14 protein-coding genes and 5 pseudogenes are annotated in these 18,948 nt (G+C 40.9%); 14 read left to right on the top strand and 5 right to left on the bottom strand.

Annotation, left to right across the window (positions count from 1 at the left end):
• From IYQ92_RS04215 to IYQ92_RS04200, 4 genes and pseudogenes are all read left to right on the top strand, one after another.
• Positions 1-367: pseudogene (locus IYQ92_RS04215) on the top strand (IS30 family transposase); the annotation flags it as partial.
• A gap of 149 nt (positions 368-516) precedes the next feature.
• Positions 517-1,815, top strand: coding sequence for an AAA family ATPase (locus IYQ92_RS04210; RefSeq protein WP_195675490.1), 1,299 nt, complete (start codon positions 517-519; stop codon positions 1,813-1,815).
• Positions 1,816-1,821: 6 nt separating this feature from the next.
• Positions 1,822-2,457, top strand: coding sequence for an RloB family protein (locus IYQ92_RS04205; RefSeq protein WP_195675489.1), 636 nt, complete (start codon positions 1,822-1,824; stop codon positions 2,455-2,457).
• A gap of 118 nt (positions 2,458-2,575) precedes the next feature.
• A pseudogene (locus IYQ92_RS04200) lies at positions 2,576-3,584 on the top strand (IS30 family transposase).
• Positions 3,585-3,745: 161 nt separating this feature from the next.
• On the opposite strand, the gene IYQ92_RS04195 reads toward IYQ92_RS04200, so the two are convergent.
• Complete coding sequence (locus IYQ92_RS04195; RefSeq protein ID WP_195675488.1) at positions 3,746-4,609, bottom strand: IS982 family transposase; 864 nt, start codon at positions 4,607-4,609, stop codon at positions 3,746-3,748.
• A 117-nt stretch (positions 4,610-4,726) separates the two neighbouring features.
• Between IYQ92_RS04195 and IYQ92_RS04190 the strand changes: the two are divergent.
• From IYQ92_RS04190 to pnuC, 6 genes and pseudogenes are all read left to right on the top strand, one after another.
• A pseudogene (locus IYQ92_RS04190) lies at positions 4,727-5,270 on the top strand (PhzF family phenazine biosynthesis protein).
• Positions 5,271-5,581: 311 nt separating this feature from the next.
• The gene (locus tag IYQ92_RS04185) at positions 5,582-6,184 is read left to right on the top strand and encodes an ECF transporter S component (RefSeq protein WP_195675487.1); all 603 of its coding nucleotides are present in this window, start codon (positions 5,582-5,584) and stop codon (positions 6,182-6,184) included.
• On the top strand, positions 6,184-6,975 hold the full coding sequence (locus IYQ92_RS04180; RefSeq protein ID WP_175062049.1) for an energy-coupling factor transporter transmembrane component T: 792 nt from the start codon (positions 6,184-6,186) through the stop codon (positions 6,973-6,975). The genes IYQ92_RS04185 and IYQ92_RS04180 overlap by 1 nt, the downstream gene beginning before the upstream one ends.
• Positions 6,951-7,787 (top strand): ABC transporter ATP-binding protein, encoded by an 837-nt coding sequence (locus IYQ92_RS04175; RefSeq protein ID WP_195675486.1) that lies wholly within the window; start codon positions 6,951-6,953, stop codon positions 7,785-7,787. Before IYQ92_RS04180 ends, IYQ92_RS04175 begins: the two co-directional genes overlap by 25 nt.
• The gene (locus IYQ92_RS04170; RefSeq protein ID WP_195675485.1) at positions 7,774-8,574 is read left to right on the top strand and encodes an energy-coupling factor ABC transporter ATP-binding protein; all 801 of its coding nucleotides are present in this window, start codon (positions 7,774-7,776) and stop codon (positions 8,572-8,574) included. The genes IYQ92_RS04175 and IYQ92_RS04170 overlap by 14 nt, the downstream gene beginning before the upstream one ends.
• Before the next feature lie 166 nt (positions 8,575-8,740).
• Positions 8,741-9,103, top strand: a pseudogene (pnuC, locus tag IYQ92_RS04165) (nicotinamide riboside transporter PnuC); the annotation flags it as partial.
• Positions 9,104-9,171: 68 nt separating this feature from the next.
• Here the strand turns inward: pnuC and IYQ92_RS04160 are convergent.
• Positions 9,172-11,439, bottom strand: a complete 2,268-nt coding sequence (locus tag IYQ92_RS04160; protein ID WP_195675484.1) for a Xaa-Pro dipeptidyl-peptidase — start codon at positions 11,437-11,439, stop codon at positions 9,172-9,174.
• Between the two features lie 119 nt (positions 11,440-11,558).
• Here IYQ92_RS04160 and gla point away from each other — a divergent pair, with 119 nt between their 5' ends.
• A complete protein-coding gene (gene gla, locus IYQ92_RS04155; protein WP_195675483.1) occupies positions 11,559-12,404 on the top strand; it encodes an aquaglyceroporin Gla in 846 nt (281 codons plus the stop codon).
• A 114-nt stretch (positions 12,405-12,518) separates the two neighbouring features.
• Here gla and IYQ92_RS04150 read toward each other — a convergent pair whose 3' ends face one another.
• Positions 12,519-13,418 (bottom strand): TSUP family transporter, encoded by a 900-nt coding sequence (locus IYQ92_RS04150; protein ID WP_195675482.1) that lies wholly within the window; start codon positions 13,416-13,418, stop codon positions 12,519-12,521.
• A 110-nt stretch (positions 13,419-13,528) separates the two neighbouring features.
• Between IYQ92_RS04150 and IYQ92_RS04145 the strand changes: the two genes are divergently transcribed.
• On the top strand, positions 13,529-14,284 hold the full coding sequence (locus IYQ92_RS04145) for a CppA N-terminal domain-containing protein (protein WP_195675481.1): 756 nt from the start codon (positions 13,529-13,531) through the stop codon (positions 14,282-14,284).
• The gene (locus IYQ92_RS04140) at positions 14,281-15,222 is read left to right on the top strand and encodes a serine hydrolase domain-containing protein (protein WP_195675480.1); all 942 of its coding nucleotides are present in this window, start codon (positions 14,281-14,283) and stop codon (positions 15,220-15,222) included. The genes IYQ92_RS04145 and IYQ92_RS04140 overlap by 4 nt, the downstream gene beginning before the upstream one ends.
• Positions 15,223-15,240: 18 nt before the next feature.
• On the opposite strand, the pseudogene IYQ92_RS04135 reads toward IYQ92_RS04140, so the two are convergent.
• Positions 15,241-15,680 (bottom strand): annotated as a pseudogene (locus IYQ92_RS04135) (GNAT family N-acetyltransferase).
• Between the two features lie 56 nt (positions 15,681-15,736).
• Positions 15,737-18,058 (bottom strand): formate C-acetyltransferase, encoded by a 2,322-nt coding sequence (gene pflB, locus IYQ92_RS04130; protein ID WP_195675479.1) that lies wholly within the window; start codon positions 18,056-18,058, stop codon positions 15,737-15,739.
• Between the two features lie 228 nt (positions 18,059-18,286).
• On the opposite strand from pflB, the gene IYQ92_RS04125 reads away from it, so the two are divergent.
• Complete coding sequence (locus IYQ92_RS04125) at positions 18,287-18,946, top strand: hypothetical protein (RefSeq protein WP_195675478.1); 660 nt, start codon at positions 18,287-18,289, stop codon at positions 18,944-18,946.
• Positions 18,947-18,948 lie beyond the last annotated feature (2 nt).

Here is an 18,948-nt window from a genome sequence, read left to right as displayed (position 1 = left end):
GACAAACACGCTATGCTGTCACAAAGAAACTCGTGGAAAAGAAAGCAGAGTATGTCAATCAAGCAGTCTTAGAGTGTATGAAACTTTATCCCATTAAGTCCATAACTGCAGATAATGGAAACGAATTTTCATCATTGAGTAAGATAGAGGGATTAGATGTTTATTTTGCACATGCCTATTCATCTTATGAACGAGGTACAAATGAGAATTTTAATGGACTACTAAGAGAGTTCATTCCCAAGGGGCGTTAAAAGAACTAAACCAGAATCTTTTAGAGGACTATACAAAGGCTATCAATGAAAGACCTAGACGAATTCATGGCTATCAGTCCGCAAAAAAACTGTTTGAGCTAACTCAAACAGCTTGAAAGATACTCACTTAATCAGAGGAACAACTTTGTTGCACTTGACTTGGCAATTAGGGTACAGAATAAATTTCGAATTAATCATATAGAATACTACTATTTTTTTTAAAAAATGTTACAATAATAGCGAGAAAAAATCTCGGAGGTTGAATATGCTAATAGAATTTAAAGCAAAGAATTTTACATCTTTCAAAAATGAAGTGACATTCAGTATGGTCTCTTCAGAAAAATTAAAGGATTTATTAAATAACCGAATTGAAATTGAAGCAGATTTCCATTTACTAAAAACTGCTAGTATTTTTGGAGCAAATGCTAGCGGAAAGAGTAATTTGTTGAACGCTTTAGGATTTATTATTGCCTTTCTTCAACGTTCAATGTTAGAATCACAAGAAAGTAAACGAAATTTTAAAAATTTGACCTTTTCTTTAGATAACTCGAGCAAAGATAGTCCTACAGAATTTGAAATTTCCTTTCTTATGAAGAAAAAAATTGTAACGTATAATTTTTCTCTTTTTCAAGGAGATGTAACATCAGAAAGTTTAGTTATAGATGATGACCTAATTTTTAAAAGAAATTCTGATGAGATTCTAGCCTACTCCTCTGATTTCTTTAAGACTGAAGAGGAGTTAAATTTAAAGTTTAGCTTAACAAATTCTAATTCACTATTTTTAACTGTTCTTTCTGTAACAAATACAAAAATAGCAGAAGATATTATTCAATATCTTACAGAAAATATTATTTTTTTATCTGGTTATGGAAATAATGCTAAATTTACTAAAAATATAATTAAAGAAAATGATAGCTATAAATCAAAAGTTCTAGATTTACTTAAAGTTGCTGATTTCAATATTACTGATTTGGATATCAAGCAACACAAATTTGAAATAAAACCTTTTGGTGACGCTGATGCAGAAATCCCAAAAGAGATTGTTGAAGAAGCGCGAGACGAAGCGAATCGCCTTTTATCAAAGCATAATATCTACGATTCAGAAGGAATGATTGTTGATAGTAAGCTTTTTGATGTAGAAAGTTTTGAATCTAGTGGAACTCGAGTATTCTTAAGTTTAGCTGGACCAATTATTAACGTATTAGAAAAAGGTGGTATTTTAGTAATTGATGAAGCAGATGCATTGTTGCATCCTCTAGTCACTAAATATTTAATCGAACTCTTTAATGATAGTGAAAACACTCATTCTCAGTTAATTATCACGAGCCATAATTCAAATATTCTTGATCAAGATTTATTAAGAAGGGACCAAATCTGGTTTGTAGAAAAAGATGAACTTGAAATTAGTCATTTGACTGCTCTGTCAGAGTATAAATTTAATGGTAACGTTGTTCGTAGTGATGAAAGATATGCTAAAAACTATTTAAAAGGTAAGTACGGAGCTATTCCTTACATTAGAAATGATATGATTCATAAAATTTTCAAAGCTTATTCGGGAGATTGATTTGTTATGGGTAAGAAAGATTTTTCAAGAGACAAAAAAACTGATACAAAAGAACAATTACCAATAATCTTGATTGTATGCGAAGGACAAAGAACAGAACCGAATTATTTTGATCAATTTGAAGTAACAAATATAACAATAGAATCTAGGGGAATTGGAGATAATACTACAGGGATTGTAAATTATGCCATTAAGGAATCGCAAAAAAATGATTATGATCAAGTTTGGTGTGTATTTGATAAAGATAGTTTCCCAAACGATAATTTTAATACAGCAGTGCAACTGGCTCAAAACAATGATTTCGGAATTGCTTATAGCAATGAATCTTTTGAGCTTTGGTATATTCTACATTTTGAATTTTTAAATTCTCAGATTACTCGTGATCAATACATCAAAAAATTAAATAGTATCTTTAAATCCAAAAAACTTGAAGGTTTCCCCGACTCTTATAAAAAGAACGATCCTAACATATATAGAATATTAAAACCATATCAAAATACAGCTCTAAAAAACGCTAAGAATTTATCCAAAGATTATGAAAATGAGTTAGTACCTTCATCCGCAACACAATGTCCTGTGACTTATGTATATAAATTAGTTGAAGAGTTAAATAAATGGATTCCATCACGTAGACTTAATTAACAAAATACAAAATTTGAATTAAATTTTAAAAAGCCCTGTTGTAAAATGAAGTGCAACAAAAAAGACGTGTTCATCTGATATACTAGAGTTGCGAAAAACAGTATAAAGGAAGATGAACATGTCCACTAATTATTCTACCACAAATCAATCATACAAACACTTATCTGAAGCTGAGCGAGGGGAAATAGAAGCTTATTTAAGCGTAGGACTCAAACCTGCTGAGATTGCTCGTAGACTAGGGAGAGATCGCTCTACTATTACTCGTGAAATTAATCGTGGTTCCATAACACAAGTGAAAAAAGTAAATGGGCAGAAGGTCTATTACCAACACTATTATGCAGATGCTGCTCATAACCGTTATCGTCATGCTAGAGAAGCCAGCTATTATCTGAAACTGGATTCTGTATCGGATGACTTTCTGAGAGCATTTACAGAAGTAATGAGAGAGAAACCAAGGGTGCATAGCGTGGATACCTTTGTTCATACCTATAGACTCCAACATGTAGATGCAGTTGTTCCTTCAACCAAGACGCTCTATAATTATATCCATCAAGGATTGTTAGAGATTAAGGTCATTGATTTGCCAAGAGCAGTGCGGATCTGTAAGAAATTTACCAAGCGCCCCTCTACCAAGAAACATCTAGGAAAGTCAATTGAAGAAAGACCAGAAGAAATCAATAATCGTTCCCGTTTTGAAGATTGGGAAATCGATTCTATTCTGGGTGGAAAGACAATAGGAGAACCTTCTATTCTGACCTTGGTAGAATGACAAACACGCTATGCTGTCACAAAGAAACTCGTGGAAAAGAAAGCAGAGTATGTCAATCAAGCAGTCTTAGAGTGTATGAAACTTTATCCCATTAAGTCCATAACTGCAGATAATGGAAACGAATTTTCATCATTGAGTAAGATAGAGGGATTAGATGTTTATTTTGCACATGCCTATTCATCTTATGAACGAGGTACAAATGAGAATTTCAATGGACTACTAAGAGAGTGGATGTTCGTTAAAAGAACTAAATCAGAATCTTTTAGAGGACTATACAAAGGCTATCAATGAAAGACCTAGACGAATCCGTGGCTATCAGTCCGCAAAAAAGCTGTTTGAGCTAACTCAAGCAGCTTAAAAGATACTCACTTAATCAGAGGAACAACTTTGTTGCACTTGACTTGACAATTAGGGAATAATAAAAAACTTTACCCTAAAAGTAACTTTTTAAAGTTGCTTTTTTAGTTACTATTTGTCTGGTTTCTATCCTATTTTCCGATATAATAAATACTCGTGGTGCTAGTTAATTTCAAAATATCTTAAATTGTAGGTCAGTACAATCTGCTCTATTCTCAATTGCACTCCTGTTTCTCCTCTGGCTAGTGCTTGTTCTATATTGAAAAGAGCACAAAGCTCTGAAAACCGTACCTCAATGTTGCGTCTCATCGCCAATAGTTTCCAATGATTATATTGCTTAGCCCCTGCCATATTTTGACGCAAGGGAGTCCAAAGGTGATAACCTTTTTGATCCAAATGTTCTCTGAGCTTACGACTAAGATAACCTAAATCAGCTAAAATGTATGGTTGTCGGCAATCTTCTAGTAAGTCATTGACTGCTCTGATATCGTGAACAGATGCTGGTGTCACAAGATAGTTCAGAATATAGCCTGATAGAGTGACCAGCATATGAACCTTGAAACCATAGAACCACAGTTGTTTGGAAGCATTGTAACCAGTATCTGCCAAGCCATTAAAAATATGAGCTCTATAGTTACGGACAGATTGACAAAGGGGGAAAGGAAAGCTGTCTATAATGACAATCGTATCAGGTGAGATTTGGGCGTTCAGTGCTTGGCGAATGATTTGGACTAGCCAGATCAATTGTCTTGTTCGCCGATTAAAGCGACTTCGTTCCAGTAACCTTCCGCAAGAGAATAGTTGGCAGATACGATAGAAATGACGTTGGGATTTTATACCTAATTCAGCCTGTAAGAGAAGTAAGACTAGCAATGACTCATCCGAAACTTTAGACAAGTTAACATTACGACGATACTTGAAGGCATCAGGGCAATAATCATGATAGAGTTTTGAACAAATTTTTGATAATTGCTTAATATTCCATTGTAAGTGATGGGATTTAGCAGTATACTGTAAGTGGCTCATTGGGATGTCCTCTCTGTTTGTTTAGGCACTTACAGTATAGTCCTTTTGGGCTTTTTTGTGTACTTTGAAATTAACTAGCACCACGAGTAATAAATATAACAAATTAAGGAGTAGTCCATGCCAATTAGTCAATATACCATCCCACAATTTATCGTTGATGCTTTTACAGATACCGTTTTTAAAGGGAATCCAGCTGCTGTTTGCCTTATGGACGAATGGCTGTCAGATGTTACCTTACAGAATATTGCCAAAGAAAATAATCTCTCTGAGACAGCTTTTACGGTTAAAAAGAACGACTATTACGATTTACGTTGGTTTACTCCTGATGGAGAAATCGATTTGTGTGGTCATGCTACTTTAGCAACTGCCTTCGTTCTCTTTCAATTTATAGAAGTGGATGTTGAGAGTCTAACCTTTGCAACACAAAGTGGCGAACTTGTGGTTACTAAGAAAATTGTCAGTCAAGGAAGATCCAGTTTGTGGTTCAGGGCATTGTCATGTCATTCCTTTATGGGCTAGTAAGTTGGAACAAACAGAATTTAAGGCTTTCCAAGCTTCTGAGAGAAGCGGAGTTCTTATTTGTTGCTTGGAGGGAAATCGGATTTACCTTGCAGGAAAAGCTGCCCTCTATAGCTGTGGCGAGATTTATGTAACAGACTAGATGTTGTCTTGTTAAAAAAGAAGTATAAGTAATAACGATTAAAGTCATTATAAAAACAAAAGATGTCTAGCAGGAGCTGGGCATTTTCAATTACCGAACTTTTTCGCAGAATTTTCAGAAAAGACTTGATAATTTTGAGAATAAGCGTATGATATGAGTAAGAACTCGAAAATAGTAATTTTACTATATTAACCTATGTCGACTACGGTTAGTACAGTGAAAAGACCTAAGAGTTCTGTTAACTATACTATAGAGCGTTGCGTCCGAAAGTCATTCCCGACACGGCTCTTTAAAAACAAAAGGAGAAGATTATGAAAACAGAACCGATTCATCGTGCCAGTATGTGGAAATTTAAGTTAAGTGCTGCCACCATGACTTTGATTCCCGCTGCCGTGGGAATTAACTATGTTGCCAAAGCCTTGGCGGAGGGGTTAAAGTTGCCCGTTTGGCTGGGGTCTTTGGGAACTTTTCTTGCCAGCATGTTGGCTGGGCCGATTGCCGGTGGCATCAGTGGTTTCATCAACAACGTGATCTATGGGCTGACCTTATCGCCAATTTCAACCGTGTATGCGATTACCAGCATCGGAATTGGGATTGCTGTCGGAGTTTTGCACGCTAATGGGTGGTTCTCGTCAGCGCGACGAGTATTTGTTTCTGCTATTATTATTGCCATCGTTTCAGCTGTCATTTCAACGCCACTCAACGTCATCTTTTGGGGTGGCCAGACCGGTATCGCTTGGGGTGACTCATTGTTTGCGGTAATGGTCGCCAATCATGCACCAGTGTGGCTGGCCTCATTTACCGATGAGTTTGTCTTGGATATTTTGGATAAAGTCTGCGTGGCCTACCTGGCATTCTTCATCTATCGTCAGCTGCCGAAGCGGATGGTGCACTTCTTTAGCGGTCATAAATGATGACTGATCAAACATTGATTTCTGGAGCGCCACGGGTCAAGCTCAAGTGGTACCAGGTGATCGATCCGATTACTAAGCTCTTGTTCATCTTGGACATGACGTTGTTGAGCTTTGCCAGTATGAATTTATTGCTTCAGGCCGGATTAATTCTTGTCGCAACACTGCTATTGTTATTTTCCAAATTGAGTTCTACCATCTTTAAGGCGCTGGGATTCAGCCTGTTTCTGATTTGCACCATGCTGATCATCCAAGGGTTATTTTACAGTCGGAATCAAACTGTGCTGTTTTCTGTGCTTGGGGTGTCGTTCTACAAAGAAGGCCTGATTTACGCCACCACTCTGGGTTGTCGAGTATTGGTGATTATTTTGACCAGTGGCTTTTTTATGGTGACCACGAGTATTTCAGAAAACGCGGCCTATTTGGAACTGTCCGGATTGTCTTATAAAACCGTCTACGTTCTGATGTCGGTGTGTTATATTTTGCCGGAAATGATGCGCAATATGCGGAAAATCCAGCAGGCACAAAAAGTTCGCGGAACCAATCCGCAAAAAACGTTGATTCAGAAATTAAAGTCAGTCTTGCCGGTTCTAATTCCATTGGTGATTAAGACCTTGGATCAATCGATGGCGCGGTCGATTTCTCTCCAACTGAGAGGTTTTGATAATCTCAACCGGACTGTCAGAACCTCCCAGCGCGTGTATCGCCTGTCGCGGACGCTGCACATTGGTCTGACTGGATTGGCAATTTTATTGATTGGGTGGAAGATATGGACGAAGATAAACGGATTGTAATTGAAAATTTGACCACCCGTTATCCGGGTACTGAGCAACCACAACTGCTTCAGATTAACGCGGAGGTTCATACCGGCCAGGTGGTTGGGATTATCGGGAATAGCCACTCCGGCAAATCGACTTTGTGCCGTGTGCTGGCAGGGGTCATTCCCAAAATTGTGTCTGCTGAGATTGAGGGCGACTGGCACATGTTTGGCCAGAGAGTGTCCGACAATTGGCTCGTTTATAATGCCATGAATGGAGTTGTACTGCAAAATCCAGCTGGCCAACTAAGCGGGTTGGCAGACACGGTTGCCGATGAAATCGCCTTTGACTTGATTAATCAGGGAATGGCTGAAGGACTGATTCAAAAACGGGTTGAAGAAGTTGCCACGCAAATGGGGCTGATTGAACAGCTGAATTTGCGTCCCGAGAGCCTTTCCGGTGGTCAGATCCAGCGGTTGGCAATTGCCACGGCGATTGCGGCTAACCCGGCTGTTTTGATTATGGATGATCCGACCAGTGAGATGGATCCCCTTGGCCGCCGACAATTTTTCCAATGGCTGGCCCAAGTCAAAGAGACGACTGTCTTCATTGTCACCAGTGAAATTGACGATTTGTGCGAAGTCGCCGACGTTGTGTGGGTGCTGCACGAGGGTCAAATGGTAGCCCAGGGCAGGCCGGGTGAGGTGTTTAATCATTTGGCAGCTGACTGGCAGATTCCAGCCCCGACAATCCAGCAACTTGCTCAAAAAATGGATTGGCACTTGGCTGATGGCCGGTATCCGGTGAATTACGCTGATCTGAAGGAGGTTCGTTATGTCCACAATTGAACTGAACCACCTGACGTTCACTTATCCGGAACGGTCCTTTAGCTTGGATGTTGAAGACAAACACTTCGCCGATCAGATGGTGGCGATTGTCGGCCAAAATGGTGCCGGCAAATCAACGCTCTTCAAATTGTTGACGGGCTTGCTGACACCACAAACCGGTGTGATTAAGATCGATGGAGAAAATTTTAATGATCTTAAACCAGTCGAAAAGTTACTGAAGGTTGGGATTACTTTTCAGAATCCTGACGATCAGCTTTTCAACCCGACCGTTCAACGAGAGGTGGAGTGGAGTGTCGCGCAGGTCATGGATGACCACGACACGATTACGAGGCGGGCTTTAGCGGCTCTAAAAAGAGTTGGCTTGGATGATAAAGCAGCTGAAAGTCCATATGACCTGTCATTGTCGGAACGCAAGCTGTTGAGCGTTGCCACAGTTTTGTCAGTGGATCCGGCGATTTATTTATTTGATGAGCCGATGATGTCGCTTGATTGGGAAAGCCGGCGCAAGTTGACCGCAATTTTCCATCAGTTGGCTGAATCGGGCCACCAAGTTGTGACCATCACCCATGATATGGATTGGGTCGCCGCCGAGTTTGAGTCGGTGTATGTTATGGAACACGGGAAGTTTGGCTTCGCCGGCAGTCCACGGGAATTGTTCAGCGATCACGAACTTGTCCAGCGAGTGGGATTACTACCACCGCGGATTATGGACATAGCGGAGTCGCTGGGTGATTCACAGACATATTTATCGGTTAATGATTATTGCCAGAAAAATCGAAATGTATAGAAAAAGTCACCTCTGCGGGTTTTCCAGGTTGAAGGATTAACTTCAGCTTCTGGCAAGAACTCACGGTTCTTTTCTACCATTTGTCAAGTCTATCAAGGCTTTAAGTAAAAAAAGAGATAAGACAGTATCTATTCTGAGGTTACTGTCTTATTTTTAACACTTTTTGATTTATCAAGCTCAGTTCAAAAAAGAACAGCAGGAATTTGTTGCCCGTAAATTGGATGCAGTGGGATGGATCAAGTACCTATCAATCAGCGTGCTTTGGTGGTTAACATTTGGTTTCATTTACCAATCAGTTGGCGCCAATCGTCCATTCCGTGATTCTATTACCGATGCGACAAATGGTGTCGGTCAGCTCTTGATGACAGCTGTTTACCGTGAACAATGGATTTTTTGGGCTGCTACTAATGTTTTCTCTATCTACTTGTGGTGGGGAGAAAGCTTACAAATTCAAGGAAAATACTTCATTTACCTCATCAACAGTTTAGTTGGTTGGTACCAATGGAGCAAGGCAGCTAAGAAAGCTTAGTACTTATGTTTATCAATTAATAAGAGGATTCCGTAGGGTCCTCTTTTTGGTTTTTAACAGTGAAGCAGTTAGTGGGGCAATTGGATAGAAGATTGAGCCAGGTCAACGGTGATAGCATAATTGCTGTTATCACGGATGGTATGCTCAAAGTCAGTGGTGTAGAGGAGCACTCGGATGGTGTCGCCTTTTTTGAGTTGGTAGATACTTGGTTGGAGGTTAAGAGAAACCGTCATCCATTCCTCACTAGGAATCTCTTCAACAGTCAGCAAATCACTACGATTTTGCAGATTGAGCACACCTTTTGTAACTACGCGGAAGCTATCGCTTTTAAATGGTAGCTCGCGCAAGGCTTCGCGAGAGAAATTCCGCCCATTGTCCATGGCGTTGAGACTGAGAATGCTAGGAATATCTTTGAAACGCTTCTTATGACCATAATCAAGTACCTGCGCTGAGATAAGCCCCTTATTTTCACTTGATTTGAGGACAAGGTTTAGAGTAATTTCTCCGTTGATACGCAAGTCTTCCTGAAGGTAGAGGTCAAGGAGAATCTGATTAGCCTTGCCTGCAAATAGCTCTGCTTTAAAGACATTGAAATTCTTGCCATACCGCTTGAAATCGTCACTACAATAGTGATTGTCAATCAATTCCTTTTCCTTACCAAGTGGCAAAGTCAGGTAATCCTTCTGACCGAACTGCTCTAAAACTCGCCAAGTCTGCTCAGCACTATTATCCTGCCAAATGACCTTTGGCAAATCATAGCCATTATCGACGCCAAGCAATTTCTGACTCAAAAGGGCGTTCATGCTCTCACGGAAATCAATAGACTGCCAGTTGTGCATGTAAACGTGCTGTCCTTGATGAAGGAAGAGGTGTTTTTGAACATGTTCTGGCAGAGCGTTGAAGATATTGTAGACATGGCGCGGTTTAACATTCCAGTCCTGCAAACCATGGGTATAAACAACGGTCGCCTCAACCTTGTCTGCATGTGGCAGATAGTTGCGGTCATGCCAGTATTGATTGTAGTCACCACTGGCGCGGTCAATGAATTTAGATTGCTCATCAAGCAAGTCTTGGTAGCGAGCGTTATTTCTCAAACGGTCACCAGCCCAGAGGTTCTTAGAATACGTTAATTCAGTCAAGACATCCAGGTCTTCACCAGGATAGCCGCCAGGGCTACAGAGGAGACCATTTTCACGGTAGTAATCATACCAAGAAGAAATCCCTGCTTCAGCGATGATGGCCTTGAGACCGTCCACAGCAGTTGTTGCTAGCCCCGTTGACATGGTGCCTAGGTAGGATTTGCCAGTTGTTGCGACCAGACCGCTTGCCCAAGTCGCCTTGACTTGCTTGTCGCGTCTGTGGCTAGTATAGGCATTAGCTCTGCCATTTAACCAATCAATAACCGCCTTGAAGCTCTCAATCTGCGCGTAGTCGCCACTAGTCATGAAGCCAGTGGAACCCGCAGTCCCAACGCCAGAAACGTAGATATTGGCAAAGCCACGAGCGAGGAAGTAGTCGTTGAGGCTGTAGCTGTCGATGTGGGTGAAGGTCTCCTCAGCAGGACTTTCAGGAGCAGTAGACGGTCGAGTCTCTTTAAGAGCGAGGTCGTGTGTCTCAACGTCAATTTTACCAGCAGGTTTGACAGAGAGTTTGCCCTCCATCTTGTAGGTCTTCTTGTCAGCAGCCACATCGTTGGTCCCTTGGTGGTAGGGACTTGCCGTCATCATTGTGGGAATGGGCTGCGCTACCTGTGGGCGGATAATATTGACCTTGACGAGGTCCAGCTGTCCAGTCTGCATGGTATCCAGCGGCGCTTCAACATAGACGACTTCACGGATGAGATTGTCAGTGTCAAAAGTCGCCAGAGCCTTGCCATTAAAGAAGTGATAGCTATTATCAACAGGAAGCAGACCGTCAGCCACCAACTGGTCAATCAAAGTGTTGCCAGCCTTAGTCCGCGTTGCTAGCAACTGATGCAAGTTTTGAATAATGTTATCGAATAAAATCGGAAAATGTGTCTTAGTAATGAAGTCCTTAGCTGATGAAAAATCAACCTGAGGCACAAAGCCAAGCACTTGAAGAATTAGATAATAGAAAATATCTTCTGATAAAGGCTTGTCCGATTTAAAGAAGGTCAGAGCGTCCGTTTGGTCATCCGCAGCAAGCAAAGTCAGCGGGTAATCTTTATTCGCAAAATGTAAAAAAGTCTGCTTCAAAAAGCTCTCAAGATTTTCTTTATCAGTTAATTCAGTTGATAAAGGAAAACCAAGCTCTTGAAGTTCAGACAGCGCTTCAGTAGCATTAACAGGTATGTAACTAAATTGATTATAATTCATTTCATCATGACCTTCCTAAGTAAACGTTTTTTATTTCTAGTTATGCTTTACATTATCTATTATACTTGATAAAATGGTAGATGTCTAAATTAATATCATTTTGGAGGAAACAAAGACACATGGATGTTACATGGACTGTGAAGTACATCACAGAATTTATTGGTACAGCTCTCCTTATTATTTTGGGGAATGGTGCCGTTGCTAACGTTGACCTTAAAGGAACTAAAGGAAACAACTCTGGTTGGGTCATCATCACTCTTGGTTATGGTTTTGGTGTTATGATTCCAGCACTTATGTTTGGTAATGTATCAGGTAACCACATCAACCCTGCCTTTACACTTGGTCTTGCTGTTTCAGGACTTTTCCCATGGGCACATGTTGCACAATACATCATTGCACAGGTACTTGGTGCTATGTTTGGTCAGTTGCTTGTTGTTATGGTTCACAAACCTTACTACCTACAAACTGAAAATCCAAACCACATCTTGGGTTCATTCTCAACAATCTCTAACGTTGATGATGGTACAGCAGCTAGCCACAAAGCAGCTTGGATTAACGGTTTCTTGAACGAGTTCCTTGGTTCATTTGTTCTTTTTTTAGGAGCTATGGCTATGACTAAGAACTACTTTGGTGCAGAACTTGTTGGTAAATTGGTTGACGCTGGTTATGACCAAACTGTTGCTCAAACACAAGCTTCACCATACATTACTGGTTCACTTGCAGTAGCTCACCTTGGTATTGGTTTCTTGGTTATGACTCTTGTAGCATCACTTGGTGGTCCTACAGGTCCTGGTTTGAACCCTGCACGTGACCTTGGTCCTCGTATCGTTCACCACTTCTTGCCAAAATCAATCCTTGGTGAACACAAAGGCGATTCTAAATGGTGGTATGCTTGGGTACCAGTTGTAGCTCCAATCCTTGCTGCAATCTGTGCTGTAGCATTGTTCAAATTGATCTACCTTTAAGATAGACTAATAACTCAAATGAAAAAGCTAAGATGTCAGTCTTGGCTTTTTTCTTGTGATTTGGTTGATTTATCTTAAAAAAAGAGCCTGATCTTCCAATCAGACTTTTGACAATCAATGATGTGAGTGTTGCTTGATATCTTTTTTGAAAGAGGAACGGATTAACATACCACCTGTGAAGATAACGATGAAGACGACGAGTGTTTTTAAGCTGTTTAAATCCAAGTTGGTGAGGAAGAGTACTGCTACGAGAACGCCGATGATTCCACCGATGACAATTCCTGCAAAACCATCCCAGTTGACACGCCCTTCCTTGACGAATTGAGTGGTTGAGGCGGTCATAATCATGGCAGCGTCAAGCATCATGACAGGCATGGCAACTGCTGGACTCAAGCCCATGAGGGAGAAGAAGATGAGCTCAGGGGCATAATTTCCAAGTCCCATCGTCATAAGAACGCCAATGATGAAGTTGAAGCCGATACCGACAAAGAGCCAAATACCGTGCAAACCGTGGACAGCATCTGAATTACCAGCCCCAGGGTTGGTCACCATGCGGAAGACCATAATGAGGGCAGCGACAATGAGAAGCGTTCCTAGAATACGTTGGACCGTTGGTGCGTGCCAGTTTTTGGTAATCCTAGCACCAAAGAAAGCTCCCATGAAAGCAGCGCTAGCCATGGCAATTAAAGTAGTCGCTTCGACTTTGACAACAAGAATAAAGCAGAGCGACTGAAGTAAGACAGGCAACACATGGGCAGCATTCATAGTCGCAGGCAATTTACTATCATCATCGACTATCTTGGTTAGTTTGAAGAAGGTTGTCGTAGTCGCGAAAGACCCAATTCCAAGAGTGTCTAAGGCATCAGTAATAAAACCAATCCAGAGCCCAGTGAAAAAGCGTTTAAAAGGGTTGATTTTATGAGCAATAATATAATGAATCAAGACGGTCAAAATGCTAATCATAGCAAGAATCAAAAGCACCTGAATTCCTCGTAGTAATAATAATTCATTCATGATAACAAGTCTACAAGAAAATGGGGAAACTGTCAATTTATCCGAGAAGCACAAAGATAGTTGCGAAAATAGGTAAATTTCTCTAAAATAGAAAGGACGAGGAGGAATATATGACATTGTTTAATGCTATTAGGTTTAACCATCCTGTTTTACGTGTGAATAACCGTGACCAGAACATTGCCTTTTACCAAAAATCGCTAGGTCTTCGCTTGGTTAGTGAGGAAAATGCGCTAGCTATTTTTTCTGCTTGGGAAAATAAAGAGACCAGCTTTGTGATTGAGGAGTCACCAAGCATGCGTACGCGCGCGGTGGAAGGTCCTAAAAAGTTATCACAGATAAGGATTAAGGTGTTCAAGGCATCTGATATTGTAGCGCTTTTGGGAAATGGGGCTAGTGCTAGCCGTGTTTTCCAAGGGAAAAATGGCTATGCCTATGAAACGATTTCTCCAGAAGGAGACCATTTCCTAGTTCACGCCGAGGATGATGTGGCTGATTTAGTTGACATTGACCGCCCAGAATTATCAGCTGATGATACCTTTAAAGGCTTATCTGATTTCACTTACGAAGCGATTACCTTGAACGTAGCAGATAAGGGGGCTGCGCAGGATTTTTATAATCAGTTTTTCAACAGTGAATTTCCTGTTATTTTGGTCTTCAATCAGGCAGAAGGTCCAGATTTAGCCATCGAACCTAACGTGACTTGGGATATTGAAATTTTGGAATGTCAGGTTCCTAAAGATTATGATTTGTCAGCACTTAAGGACTTCATGGAAGCCAAGGGCGCCTCTGTTTACCTTGACCGCAAGGAGACAGTGCTTGTCATCTCAGATTTGAGCAAAATCGAGATTTGGATTGAAAAACGATGACGACAAGAGCATTGGAAATCATCCGAGGTCAGATGACAGACGGCCTTTATCGAGGTGCGACACTAGCGACTTATCAAGCGGGCAAGTGGACTGAGCATTATCTCGGGACTATAGATGGGACCACGCCAGTAACTGCGGGTCTGGTTTACGACTTAGCCAGTGTATCTAAGGTGGTTGGTGTTGGGACGCAGATGATTTTTATGGTTAATAGCGGAGCTTTGGCCTTAGATCAGTCGCTTAAGGCTTATTATCCAGACTTTCACGATGATTCGATTAGCTTGCGCCAGCTATTGACTCATACCAGTGGGATTGACCCCTTTATCCCCAATCGAAATGAGCTCAATGCTGCAAAGTTGAAAGAGGCTATCAATCATATCAAGGTGACAGCTGACAAACGTTTTAAATACACGGATATCAACTTTTTGTTACTGGGATTCATGTTAGAGCATTTGACAGGAAAATCACTTGCGAAATTATTTGAAGCATCCATTTTTACTTCATTTGGCATGACTGAAACCAGTTTTGGTCCGCGAATAGGTGCAGTTCCGACTGTGAAAGGGATAGCTGACGGGCGAGTGCATGACCCTAAAGCCAATGTCCTAGGAGAGCATGCAGGTTCAGCAGGGCTATTTTCGACGGTGGGAGATTTAGAGAAATTTCTAGAGCATTACCTCAAAGATGATTTTGCTAAGGACTTGTGGCAGAATTATGGCGGTGACAAGCCACGTTCTATGGCTTGGAATTTAGAAGGGGACTGGCTTGACCACACAGGCTATACAGGTCCTTTTGTCATGGTTAACCGCAAAGACCAGACAGCAGCGATTTTCTTGACCAATCGTACCTACGATGTGGATGACCGCCCCTTGTGGATTGCGGTGCGTCGTTATATTTATCAGGCTTTAGTGGCTGACTTGAAATGTGAAAATGAGAAGGCATAGCGTCCTTCTCATTTTTGCTTATAGGGTGCGAGTCATATTGGTGTGGTCGATACCTGCTTCTTGGAAAGTCTGTCCTTCCTGGACGAAGCCACAATTTTGGTAAAATGCTTGCGCGGGTAATTGGGCGTGTAGGCTAATAGCTTGAAAGCCTTGGCTCTGCAGGTATTCAATAATGTATTGGAGCAGTTGTTTTCCTAAACTTTGTTTGCGATAGCTTTGAAGCACTGCCATTCGTTGTAAGTTAGCCTTGGGGTGGTAGTTATCAGGTAAAATACGGCAGGTAGCGACAGCTTTATTATCATCAGTATAAAGGGACAAAATGCAGGCAATAGGGCTCCTTAGCATCGATTTCTAGGCTTCTGGGGACGGCCTTGTTCTTTGACAAAGACTTGCTGGCGGATGCGCATGGCATCCAGATAGGTGTCAGATAGGGTGTTTCGCGTTTGTTTGATAATCATGTTTATATTATAGCAAAAGCCCTTGCCAGTCGGCAAAGGCTTTTTAGAATTTTTGATTAAACCAAATCTTGTACAGCGTCGTCCATTGAAAGAACTTCGTGGAAGACACGTTGTGTCAATTCAGTTTTTTGTTCAGGAGTGAGGTATTTAGTGTTTACACAGTATCCAGAGATACGAACGATAACATCTTCACCATTCATGATTTTATCGTAAACGTCTTTAAGGTCCATAACGTTCAAGTTAACGTGTTGACCACCGTTTTCGAAGTAACCATCAAGGATTGTTACCAAGTTATCAACTTGTTCGTCAAATGTTTTACCAAGAGCGCGCGGAGATACTTGGGTTGTCAATGAGATACCATCGTTTGCATGTGCAAAGTCAAGTTTAGACAATGAGTTCAAGTTTTGCAACCAACCACCTTTAGCTTTGTTAGATGGGTTAGCACCTGGTGAGAAGAATTCTACTTTAGATTTGTTGACAGTACCATCTTCGTTGAGGAATACCCCTTTGTGGACTGGTGAGTTACCAGTTTGTTTAGAGTAGGCAACGTTTGAAGTGATAGTAAGAAGTGATACAGTAGCTTCTGCATTCTTGTAAAGTTTGTGGCTAGCAAGACGTCCGTGGAAGGCTTCAAGCAACCATTCGGCAATTGAGTCCACGCGGTCATCATCTTCACCATAACGAGGGAAGTCACCAACTGTTTCGTAGTCGTAGATGTAGCCATCTTCGTCACGGATTGGTTTAACAGTAGCGTATTTGATCGCTGACAATGAGTCAACAGTGTTTGCGAAACCACAGATACCGAATCCCATGTTCGCACGAACACGAGTTGGTAAGAAGGCCATTTGAACTGCTTCGTAGTTGTATTTGTCAGTCATGTAGTGGATGATGTTCATAGCATCTACGTAAGTATCAGTCAACCAGTCAAGTGATTTTTCGAAGTTAGCTTTAACAGTGTCAAAGTCAAGGACTTCATCACGAACAGGGTCGATGTCAAATACTTTGTAGTCTTTATGGACGTCATCGTAACCACCATTAAGACCTGTAAGAAGGGCTTTCATAACGTTAACACGGGCACCGAAGTATTGAAGGTTGTGGCGACGGTCTTCGTTTTCTGGGTCAAGTGGTGATACACAGCATGAGATACATGACATTTCACCGTAACCTTCTTTAGCCATTGTTGTCACACCTTCATATTGGATTGAAGAGTGTTTGTGGCTCATCTTCATACAGTAGCGACGGAATGAGTAAGGCAATTTGTCAGTCCAAAGAACTGTCAAGTTTGGTTCTGGAGCGTTACCGATGTTGTCAAGAGTGTTCAAGAAACGGTAGTCCATCTTAGTTACACGGTGACGTCCGTCTGCCCCCATACCAGCCATAGAAGTTGTGATGAATGTTGGGTCACCTGAGTAGAGTTCGTCGTATGCTTTTGTACGTGCAAATTTAACAGTACGAAGTTTCATAACGAAGTCATCAACGAATTCTTGGATTTCTGATTCAGTGAATGTTCCGCGAGCAAGGTCACGTTCTGCAAAGATATCAAGAACGATTGGCACACGTCCAAGAGATGTTGCAGCACCATTGATGACACGACATACTGCCATGAAAGCGATGTTAACCCATTGGATAGCTTCTTTGACGTTCATGGCTGGTTTACGAACATCAACGCCGTAAAGGTCACCAAGTTTGACAACTTCACCAAGTGCTTGGTATTGAAGGTTAACTTCTTCACGAAGACGGATTGATTCTTCGTCGATTTCAGTGATTGCGTTCCAGTCGTTAACTTTTTCTTGCATCAAGTAGTCAGCACCGTACAAAGCAAGACGTGCATAAACCCCAATGATACGTCCACGTGAGTAAGCATCTGGAAGACCAGTTACAGTGTGAGCATGGCGGGCACGACGGATGTTAGAAGTGTAAGCGCGGAAAATACCGTCGTTTACAGTTGTTGCATATTTTGTAAAGATTTCATGTACTGCTGGGTCTGGTTCATAACCATGTTCTTTCAAAGCAGTTTCAGCCATACGGATACCACCTTTTGGCATGAAGTTCAATTTGAAGAGTTCATCGTTTTGAAGACCGAAAATCAATTCGTTGTCTTTGTCAATGAAACCAGCAGGAAGTTCAGAAATAGAAGCGACACGAGTGTCCATTGGGAAGCGTCCAGCTTCTTCGTAAGCAGCTTTAGTTTCTTCAACGACTTTTTTAATGTGAAGAGAACGTTCAGTTGGTCCAGCAAGGAAACTTTCATCTCCATCGTAAGGTGTGTAGTTAGCTTGTACGAAACGAGAAACGCTAGCTTTTTCTTTCCAGTCTAGCCCTTTGAATCCTTCCCAAGCTTTTTCGAATACATCAGTGTTAGTTTTGACAGTTGCCATAATATTCTCCTTTTCTTTGTGATAGAACGATATCTGTCACATCTACAGTTATAAGTGTATCATATAGTAAACGCTTTCTCAAATGAAATTCTTATTTTTAAGCGTTTTCTTTTATAATACAGTTTGACAAATAGAGGGAAACTGTGTTATAATTTTGAAAAATTAAATGAAAACAGAAAAAGAGTCTAATAAACTTATATAGTTTACAAAGTTAAGAGAGGGCTTATCATGGAAAAAAGTAAAAATATTACGGGTTTTGATTTTCTGTGGTTAGCCTTCTATACTATTGCTGCCTTTTTATTTGAATTATTACTGGTGACAGTGGAAGGATTTTTGGGGATTTCAATTTATCACGCCACAATGTTTCAGATGATTGCTCACTGGATAGTAACTAGTCTGGGCTGGTTAGGTTTAGGATTCGCTATTATTGCTCTGGCTAAAAAACAAACTGGCTTTGACCTTTTGAAAACGGAGAAAAAAACTGTATCTGTTTGGCAATGGTTGACGATTGTCTTGAGTTTTATCCTTATTACACTTGTCCAATACTGGGATTGGAAGGGTTTCAAAATTTTGATTGAATTGCAGCATTTAGGTTGGTTGAGATTTCTATTTCAATATATCTATTATGCTGCTGAGAGTTTCCTAATTTCTCTGGTACTGGTTTTCGGACAAAAGGCTTTTGAGACTTGGTTTAAAAATGATAAAATTCCCTATGGCGGTATTCTCTTAGGTTTGACATGGGGCTTGATGCATATCTTGTCAAAGGGAAGTATCTTGACAGGAATATTAACTTGTTTGGCTGGTTTTCTATTCGGCAGTGTTTATCTCCTAGTGAATAAAGATTACAAGAAAACTCTCGTTATTGTGACTTGCTTATTTATGCTTTAAAA

Origin of the sequence: Streptococcus sp. HF-1907 (genome assembly GCF_015594605.1) — a bacterium.
Taxonomy (GTDB): Bacteria; Bacillota; Bacilli; order Lactobacillales; family Streptococcaceae; genus Streptococcus.
This window is presented reverse-complemented; position numbering and strand designations above follow the sequence as displayed.

Bases quoted from the DNA above. Each gene is read 5' to 3' on its own strand.
- IYQ92_RS04170 (WP_195675485.1), top strand. From the start codon at position 7,774: ATGTCCACAATTGAACTGAACCACCTGACGTTCACTTATCCGGAACGG.
- pflB (WP_195675479.1), bottom strand. From the start codon at position 18,058: ATGGCAACTGTCAAAACTAACACTGATGTATTCGAAAAAGCTTGGGAA.
- IYQ92_RS04205 (WP_195675489.1), top strand. From the start codon at position 1,822: ATGGGTAAGAAAGATTTTTCAAGAGACAAAAAAACTGATACAAAAGAA.
- IYQ92_RS04175 (WP_195675486.1), top strand. From the start codon at position 6,951: ATGGACGAAGATAAACGGATTGTAATTGAAAATTTGACCACCCGTTAT.
- gla (WP_195675483.1), top strand. From the start codon at position 11,559: ATGGATGTTACATGGACTGTGAAGTACATCACAGAATTTATTGGTACA.
- IYQ92_RS04160 (WP_195675484.1), bottom strand. From the start codon at position 11,439: ATGAATTATAATCAATTTAGTTACATACCTGTTAATGCTACTGAAGCG.
- IYQ92_RS04140 (WP_195675480.1), top strand. From the start codon at position 14,281: ATGACGACAAGAGCATTGGAAATCATCCGAGGTCAGATGACAGACGGC.
- IYQ92_RS04125 (WP_195675478.1), top strand. From the start codon at position 18,287: ATGGAAAAAAGTAAAAATATTACGGGTTTTGATTTTCTGTGGTTAGCC.
- IYQ92_RS04210 (WP_195675490.1), top strand. From the start codon at position 517: ATGCTAATAGAATTTAAAGCAAAGAATTTTACATCTTTCAAAAATGAA.
- IYQ92_RS04185 (WP_195675487.1), top strand. From the start codon at position 5,582: ATGAAAACAGAACCGATTCATCGTGCCAGTATGTGGAAATTTAAGTTA.
- IYQ92_RS04150 (WP_195675482.1), bottom strand. From the start codon at position 13,418: ATGAATGAATTATTATTACTACGAGGAATTCAGGTGCTTTTGATTCTT.
- IYQ92_RS04195 (WP_195675488.1), bottom strand. From the start codon at position 4,609: ATGAGCCACTTACAGTATACTGCTAAATCCCATCACTTACAATGGAAT.
- IYQ92_RS04180 (WP_175062049.1), top strand. From the start codon at position 6,184: ATGACTGATCAAACATTGATTTCTGGAGCGCCACGGGTCAAGCTCAAG.
- IYQ92_RS04145 (WP_195675481.1), top strand. From the start codon at position 13,529: ATGACATTGTTTAATGCTATTAGGTTTAACCATCCTGTTTTACGTGTG.